This window comes from Paenibacillus ihuae, assembly GCF_001368795.1.
GTDB lineage: Bacteria > Bacillota > Bacilli > Paenibacillales > Paenibacillaceae > Paenibacillus_AQ > Paenibacillus_AQ ihuae.
On sequence record NZ_LN831202.1, the window covers coordinates 102,645 to 110,554 of the forward strand.

At 52.3% G+C, this 7,910-nt stretch carries 7 protein-coding genes and 1 pseudogene; all 8 read right to left on the reverse strand.

The annotated features are described in order from the left end of the window. A pseudogene (locus tag AQR02_RS34940) lies at nucleotides 1-515 on the reverse strand (hypothetical protein); the annotation flags it as partial. Between the two features lie 5 nt (nucleotides 516-520). Next, on the reverse strand, nucleotides 521-1,465 hold the full coding sequence (locus AQR02_RS26235) for a sugar phosphate isomerase/epimerase family protein (protein ID WP_054943305.1): 945 nt from the start codon (nucleotides 1,463-1,465) through the stop codon (nucleotides 521-523). A gap of 37 nt (nucleotides 1,466-1,502) precedes the next feature. Continuing rightward, a complete protein-coding gene (locus tag AQR02_RS26240; RefSeq protein WP_054943306.1) occupies nucleotides 1,503-2,375 on the reverse strand; it encodes a carbohydrate ABC transporter permease in 873 nt (290 codons plus the stop codon). Nucleotides 2,376-2,397: 22 nt separating this feature from the next. Further along, entirely contained in the window at nucleotides 2,398-3,300 is a 903-nt protein-coding gene (locus AQR02_RS26245; RefSeq protein ID WP_054943307.1) for an ABC transporter permease, read from the reverse strand. A gap of 73 nt (nucleotides 3,301-3,373) precedes the next feature. Next, the gene (locus AQR02_RS26250; RefSeq protein WP_054943308.1) at nucleotides 3,374-4,987 is read right to left on the reverse strand and encodes an extracellular solute-binding protein; all 1,614 of its coding nucleotides are present in this window, start codon (nucleotides 4,985-4,987) and stop codon (nucleotides 3,374-3,376) included. Nucleotides 4,988-5,013: 26 nt separating this feature from the next. After that, nucleotides 5,014-5,367, reverse strand: coding sequence for a hypothetical protein (locus AQR02_RS26255; protein WP_054943309.1), 354 nt, complete (start codon nucleotides 5,365-5,367; stop codon nucleotides 5,014-5,016). A 24-nt stretch (nucleotides 5,368-5,391) separates the two neighbouring features. Next, the gene (locus AQR02_RS26260; RefSeq protein WP_245237750.1) at nucleotides 5,392-7,581 is read right to left on the reverse strand and encodes a helix-turn-helix domain-containing protein; all 2,190 of its coding nucleotides are present in this window, start codon (nucleotides 7,579-7,581) and stop codon (nucleotides 5,392-5,394) included. Nucleotides 7,582-7,727: 146 nt separating this feature from the next. Next, nucleotides 7,728-7,910 (reverse strand): hypothetical protein (locus AQR02_RS33215; protein ID WP_209444311.1); only part of this gene is annotated, 183 nt, incomplete at its 5' end.

Below are 7,910 nucleotides of genomic sequence, written 5' to 3' on the forward strand. Positions count from 1 at the left end.
GGCAGCAGCTCAAAGACTTCGGGGATCGGGGAGAGCGCATGCTTGCCGGGCTGGACATACAGAACGGCCCGCGTTCCGATCAGATTGGCGGAGCCGCGGAGCAGCCCTTTCAGGTATTTCCCGTGAAAGCTGGCTTCAACATCCGCCACCTCTCCGTTCCTGCCGATATACACCCACACATGCTCCAGATCATAGAGATGCTGGATATCATAATCGTAATATATCGCGTATTCCACAATGGCCGCCACTTTGGGACGGTTCACTGCCAGACGGCGCCGGAAGGAGGGGGAAACCCCGTCCTCCCGCAGCATAGTTACACCGAAGCAGACCGGGAAAAACGGCTCGCTCCGGTCGAACATTAAGCGCGGGGCATACAGGGCAGCTAGTTTGCGGTCTGCATCACTCAGTATACGGTCTTCATCGCTCAGTTTACGGTCCGCATCACTTAACTTGCGGTCTGCATCGCTCATAATCCGGTCTGCATCGCTTAGCTTATCATCTTCAGCGCTCAGCATGCCGCCTATCCCCTGCCCGCCAGCTTAGCCGTTAGCAGGCGGTGGCTCTCGTGGATTTCCTTCGGCCGGCAGGCCGCCTTCAGCTCATACACCTTGACCTGCGCCCGCTCAATCATCGGTAGATAGGCATCATAGAAATCCATATTTCCGCTGTTCACATAGGGACACCAGTGGTCGGAAAGGCCGATGGTCTCATGGACGTGGACGCCCACAATATCATCCATCAGCCCTTCCATCTCTCCTACACTGTCGTACAAGCCCATCCGGTCCATCATGATAGCGTGGCCGGTGTCATACCGGATGCCGACAGGTGCGCCCTTTAACGCGCTTATTACCTTTTTGGCTTCCGCGAGCGTTGGAATCTGCTGCGGCCGGGAGCGTGTCTCGATCCCGAAGCGGACATTTAAGCCCTTGGATGCCGCGCGGTTGCACACTTCATCCAGGCTGCGGATGATCGTCTGCACATAGCCGGCGCTATAAGCCTCCCGTCGTTCCAGCAGCTCCGTCCACTTGCTGCGGTACGCCTCCGAATCCCTGCCTTGTCCGCTGTAAATCTGCTCAAGCTCCTTGGCAATATCATTCGGAAAAGGCACTTCGCCGGGATGCACCACCACGGCCTCACCGCCATAACGCTGGGCGTACTCAGCCGAACGGACCAGCAGCTCCACCGCCCGCTGCCGCTTCGTCTCATCCCCGAAGCCCAGCAGCACGGAATCCGTGCCGTAATCAGGGTCGGGAACGTGAGGGAAGGTGTTGTGAACACTGGAGATGCCGATTTCCCCCCGCTCGATCATCGGCTCAATCGTTATCAGCATTGCTTCGGTGATATTATAGTTCAGCTCCACCCGCCGGAAGCCAAGCTCACGGATTTCCTGCAGCATGCTGCTGCCATCCGTATGCCGTTTAATATTCCAGCAGGTTGAGAATGAGAATGCTCCTTTGTCTTCCACAGCCTTGCTCTCCTTTCTGTACACCCTGCCTTGCAGATCACCCTTTGACAGCACCAAGCATGACGCCGCTGACAAAATATTTCTGCAGCCACGGGTACACGGCAAGGATCGGTACCGTAGCGAAGATGACCGTAGCCGCCTTGAGGCTCTCCGGGGTCAGCGCTGTCCGGTTGGCCCCCTCCATCTGTGTCAGTTCGGAGACCATATTGTTCTGCACCATCTGGAACAGCTTGAGCTGAAGCGGGTACAGATCGGGATTATTGATATACATTAGTGAATCCTGGAAGCCGTTCCAGCGTCCCACGGCATAGAAGAGCGCCAACGTAGCCATAACAGGCATGGATAAGGGCAGTACAATGCTCAATAATGTGCGGAAATGCGAGCTGCCATCGATTTCAGCCGATTCTTCCAAACTTGGCGGAATGTTGTTGAAGAAGGAGATCAGGATAATGAGGTTAAACGGGCTGACCAGACCAGGCAGAATCAGGGACCAGACCGAGTCGATCATCTTTAGATCACGGATCAGCAGGTATTCCGGAATAATCCCCCCGCTGAAAAACATCGTAATGATAATCAGATACATGAAAAACTTGCGGCCCCTCAGTTTACTGTTGGTCAGCGGATAGGCTGCTGCGATCGTGAAGATCATGCAAAGCAGCGTGGTGGCCACCGTCAGAATAATCGTGAAGATGAGCGAGCGGATCATCGCATTGTCAGAAAATACATTAATGTACGCATTCCAGTTCACTTCAATCGGGAAAAGCGTCACTTCTCCGGATGTGATTGCCCGGTTGGAGCTGAGCGACACAGCAATTACGTGCAAAAACGGAGCCAGACAGAACAGGACGAACAAGGTAACACATGTAATATTGACGATATCAAAAATCCGGTTTGAGGTGCGTTCACTCATAGCACTCCGCCTCCTTCTTTTATCATATGATGCCGTTGCCGGTCACTTTTTTCGAAATATAGTTGGAGCCGAGAATGAATACCAGCCCCACCACCGCCTGGAACAAACCGACTACAGTAGCCAGCGTATATTGGCCCGATTCCAGACCGATCCGGTATACGAAGGTGCTGAGCACATCGGAATATTCACGTACCGCTGTATTCCCGATGATGTAAGGACGGTCAAAGCCGATGCTGACCATTTTCCCGAGATTGAGGATCAGCAGGGTCACGATGGTTGGTTTAATGCTTGGAAGCGTAATATAGCGGATCTTCTTGAGCCTGGTGGCCCCATCGACTTCAGCGGCTTCGAACAGCTCGCGGTTGACACCGGTCAATGCTGCAAGATACAGGATGGTTCCCCAGCCGGCACTTTGCCAGACGCCAGTAAACAGGTACGTAATGAGCCAAGGATTCTTTTCGGTCAGGAATGGAATCGGGGAGAGGCCCAGCCCCTGCAGCACTTCGTTCACCATACCGGACTGGTTGCCAAATAATTGATAGACGATCCCCCCGATGATTACCCAGGAAATAAAGTGGGGGATGTAGAGAATGGTCTGCGATATTTTTTTGAACCATACCGCCTTGATTTCATACAGCATAATCGCCAGAATGATCGGGGCCGGAAAGGAGACCAGTAAATCCAGAAAATTCAACATAAACGTATTGCGCAGGGTGCTGTAGAACTCCCTCATGCCAAAAACCTCGCGGAAGGCGTCGAAGCCGATCCACTCACTGCCGCCGATCCCTTGGAACAAATTGAAATCCTTAAAAGCGATCTGCACACCATACATCGGACCATAGCGGAATATTAGAAAATAGATAATAGGCAGCGAAAGCAGCGCATAGAGTTGCCAATACCGTCTAAAGTAACTCGCTTTGCTCAAGTCGGTCTCCTCCTATGAGAAAAACCGGGTGAAGCGGCATCTCACCTCCCCCCCGGTTTTCACTTTATATTTGTTATTTAGCCGGAAGCTCCGTAAGCGCCTTCTCCAGCTCCGCCTTCAGCTTTTCTCCGCCCAGGGACATATAATCCTTCATCTCCTGCTCATATACGGATTCGAACTCTTCCGGCTTAGCCATCGCGGTCTTAACAATAATTACGGCCAGCTTATCATTGAGAGTAGTGCCGTATTGGCCTTCCGCTTCGATTGGCTTACCAAAGACGATCGGGCCGACGGTGTCGGTATTGGCAATTGCAATCGACTGCTTCAGCATTTCCTGGTTGCGTTCCGGGAAGCCGCTGATCCATGCCTTTTCGTTGGTCGCCTGATCCCCGAGGTTTTTGCCGTTGGAGATGATTGCTGTGTCACCGGCATTGAACAGACGGTCAGCGAATTCCTGGGAAACATCTGCCTTAACCACTGGAATGCCGTCTACCAGATCATAGTTCTCCCCTTCAACACCGCTGTAGATATCAATCAGGTTGTTCCCTGTAGCCATCCAGTCCAGATATTTAACCGCCTCAACTGCACGTTTGCTGCTCTTCGGAATCATGATGTACATACCGTTTGAGGCATAGCGGGATTTAATATGCTTGTTGTCGACCTTGGCATTGGTCAGAACGTCCACCGGAAGCACCTTGCTGCCCTGCACATTTTTGGTGAGATTATCAAGGGTACCGTCGGCATAGAACAGGACATCGACATCCTCCGACCAGTAGCCTACGTTGCCATTCTGAATATCCTTGCCCAGCTGGGTTTTATCCTCGTCCAGACTGAAGTCTTTACTAATCAGTCCTTCATTGTAGAGCTTATTGAGGAATTGCATCGCATCCTTGAAGCCCTCATGCAGCGGCAGCTCGTAGCGCTGGCTGTAGGTCAGATCGCCGCTGATCGGCTTCATAAAGGAATAGATCAGTGTCTCGAACTGGGCCGGAGCGAGCGCCATGCCCATAGGGATGTTTTTGCTTCCAAGGCCGCCCGGGTCCTTCTCTTTAAACGCTTTCAAAGTTGTATACAGCTCGTCAGTTGTTGTCGGTACAGGGAGGCCCAGTTTATCGAGCCAATCCTGGCGGATGTAGGAGCTGTATCGGCCCGTAATCGCCCGTTTGCCCGGAATAGCGAACTGCTTGCCTTCCAGCTGGCCGAACGACAGCGTTTCGTCTCCGATAAATTTCTTCAGATTCGAACCATATTGATCAAGCAGATCCCCGACATCTGTCAGGCCCCCCTGCTGGGCGTAGCGGTAAAATACGCTGGAATCATACGTAAATACAATATCAGGCACATCCGTGTTGCTTGCCATGAGTACATTGAGCTTCGTAACTTCCTCAGAGCGCTGAACCGGTACGAACTCGACATCAATGTTATTCGGATCACCGAAATTTTTCTGAATCAGCTGGGACAGATAGTTGTTGGTAATGGTATAAGGCTCCGGGCTGTTGCCGCGGTCAAAGATTTCCACCTTTAATGTAACGCGCTCGGCACTCTCACTTGGTGCTGCTGTACCTCCGTTTGCCGTGTTAGTCTTAGAATCAGAGGAGCAGCCCGCCAGCAGGGAAGCTCCCATTACTGCGGTCAATCCGATTCCGATGGCCTTCTTCAGAAATCCTTGGTTTACGTTCACTGTCATTGTTCCATCTCCTTCGCCTTTACAGGCTATAATGGTGACTTTATGATCCCCGTGCCTTCCACCTGTCCATCCCTAAGCGGAATCCATCTGATGTGCTGCTTGCCCGCTTGCTTGTTCGGGATGCCCACAGTATTCCATAACTTTCGACAGTCTGACAATAAACCTGTTTCGGATATGTCCCTTGCCGTGAATTCGGACTTCCGGTTTATCGGACCAACCATTTTCGTATGATAAACCGCTTTCATAAGCAGTAAAAAAGAAGCCGCATCCGTGTTTGCATGCCCCTGACGGAGGTATGCGGGCAGGAATGCGGCCTGGCTGACAAGAATGAGTCTTGATGATTCACTTTCGGTACCGGCAAGCTGAAAATCCTTCGCCACGAATTCAGGAACAAGACAACCGCCTTAGGCCTTGGATGCTCCGCGGCGCTTCAATGAACGGTAATCGCCCGGCGTGATGCCGGCAACCCGTTTAAATACCCTGCCGAACGTAATCGCATTCGCATAGCCCACCTGGAGTGCGATATCCTGCAGTGAGGATTCCGTCTCCAGCAGCAGCTGTTCCGCTTCCTTCATCCGCAGCTCCGTAACGAAATCAACAAATTTCATTTTGAATTCCGTTTTGAACAGGTAGCTGGCATATTTGCCGGACACCTGAAACCGGTCGCTTAAATGCTTCAGGGAAAGATCGGGATTGGCAAAGTTCTCTTCGATATAGTTCTTCATCTCGTTGACCATCGCCCGGTAGCTTTTGGTCTCACTGACAGAGACATAAGTCCGGAATAACTCCGTCAAATATTCAAACAGAATGCTCTTCACTTCTTCGATGGAGTCAGCCTTCTCCAGCCCCTTCAGCCGGACCCGGGCATTCTCTGCTGACAGCTCATCCTGCAGCTGCTCCGACATCACGGCCACTTCACGGCTCAGCATCTGCAGCATAGCCTGAATCAGTGAGCGGATATCGTCATCCTGCAGAAAATCCTGTTCAAACGCTTCAAAAATCCCCTCCAGCTGCTCCCGCCATTGACCGCTCGACATCCGGAACTGTTTGACAAACTCGGCAATCATCTGCAGATATTTATACGTTTCAAGCAGCGGCTGACGTGCTTCCCCGCATTCTGCCAGCGCGATATCTTCCTGCATCAGCAGCTTATGCTGCATGACATGTTCGGCTGCTGCATAAGACTCCCGGATCGTCCCCGGCCCGGCTGCAGCCGGGCCGATGCCGAAGCTGAGCGAGATACGCAAATTCTGCTCTACCCAGGAACGGCAGTCTTCAGCGAAAATGCGGATCTTGCCGGTCATTTCCTTATCGCTGCCGGTGGCCAGGAAGAGAATCGCTGCCCGCTCGGTCCCGACCCACTCCGCCCAGCCCTGAAGCTCAGCATTTCGCGCCAATTCCTGAAACACATTCATCAGGGCAAACTTGAGCGTGTTCTGGTCTCCCCTTGTATAGCGGTCCTCGAATACCTGCTCATAGCGGTTAATTTCGCTGAGCACAACCATAAAGCGGGATGAGGAATCAGCACCGGTGAGCGGTGACAGTTCCTCCAGCCGCTGAATGACGTTGTCGAGCCGCTCGCTGTGCAGCAGATCGGTGAACAGCTTGCTGCGCTGCAGCAGCAGGTTCTCCCTGCTTTTTTTATCATAATCCGTCATATGGTTGATCAGATCCTCCAGCACCCCGTCAATGAGCATCATTTCGTCAGGCCGGTCGGTCGACTGGTCCATCCTGCGGATCTGGTGGCCTTCAATCCGGTTCATAATGACCTGGATCGGTTTATAGTTGCGACGGGTCACATAGACCAGGTAAAAAATTGCACTTATAACGGTCCCAAGAGCAATCGCCACCCAAAGATAGGAAATCACAGACACCCAGCTAAACAGATTGCCTGCCTTGATTCCGCTGGAGAACGTCCAGCCGAGCCTCCCCAGATAAAGCGTGTTCAGCTGCTTGCCGCTTATGGAACTTTCGCTGTCCGAATGCGCCTGGTACACGGTCTGTCCATCGCTGCCGGAAATGGTCAGGAAAGAGAGCTGCTGATTGACCATGCTGTCGACAAGCTGCTCAATTCCGCTCATTTTGATATTGATCACCAGTACCCCCCCTGAGCCGAAGGGAAGCGGCATGGCTTTATTTATAGTAAGCACACGTATGGGCCTACGCTGAACGATTTCATATTTATATTCCCTGACGGGCTGCCAGCCTTCCGGCAGGACACCTGAGGTAATTTGCCTAATCCAGTCTTCGTCTACAAATCCGGTAAGCTCCTTCAATCCAGTTTCTGTTAAAACGCTTTCATTTCTTTTGTCGTACAGATAGATCGATTGGATGTAGGAGGATTCGTGAATAAGACCACGCAGGCTCTGGGCTACTGCATAGATTGCCCCCGTATCCGCTTCACCCTGATTATTGAAGTAACGCTTATAGGCATCGCTGCGCTCGGCAGCTTGCAGCACAGAGAGTTCGACCTCTTTGACCGTCCGGTCCACATTATCCATGAGATAACTGGCAGAGATGCGGTCCGCCTTCTTGGTCTCCATCCGTGAAATGTCATTGATAAATACAAACGAGGCAAAAATCAGGATTGTCACAGTTAGCAAAAAGATAGGAAAGTAGGACAGCAGCAATCGGTGATACCATGTACGGAACAATAGACAACCCCCTCCACAACCGTTAGGATACCAGGCCGCGGTCCGGCCGCTCCATGCACAAGCCGCTCCGGAAACCCGGCTGCGCTCTAATAATCGAAGCTTCCGTCCGGATTGCTGCCATTATAGCACATGCCCCCCGGGCCCGGCCAACGGAGCAAATAATGGATTCCCGTAACAACCTTCTTCCCGGAGTTAACGAACGAGACAGCCGGATGGCTCGAATCCAAACCGCAGAGTTTGGCTGCCAGAAGTAAGTGTGGGGCAACTTC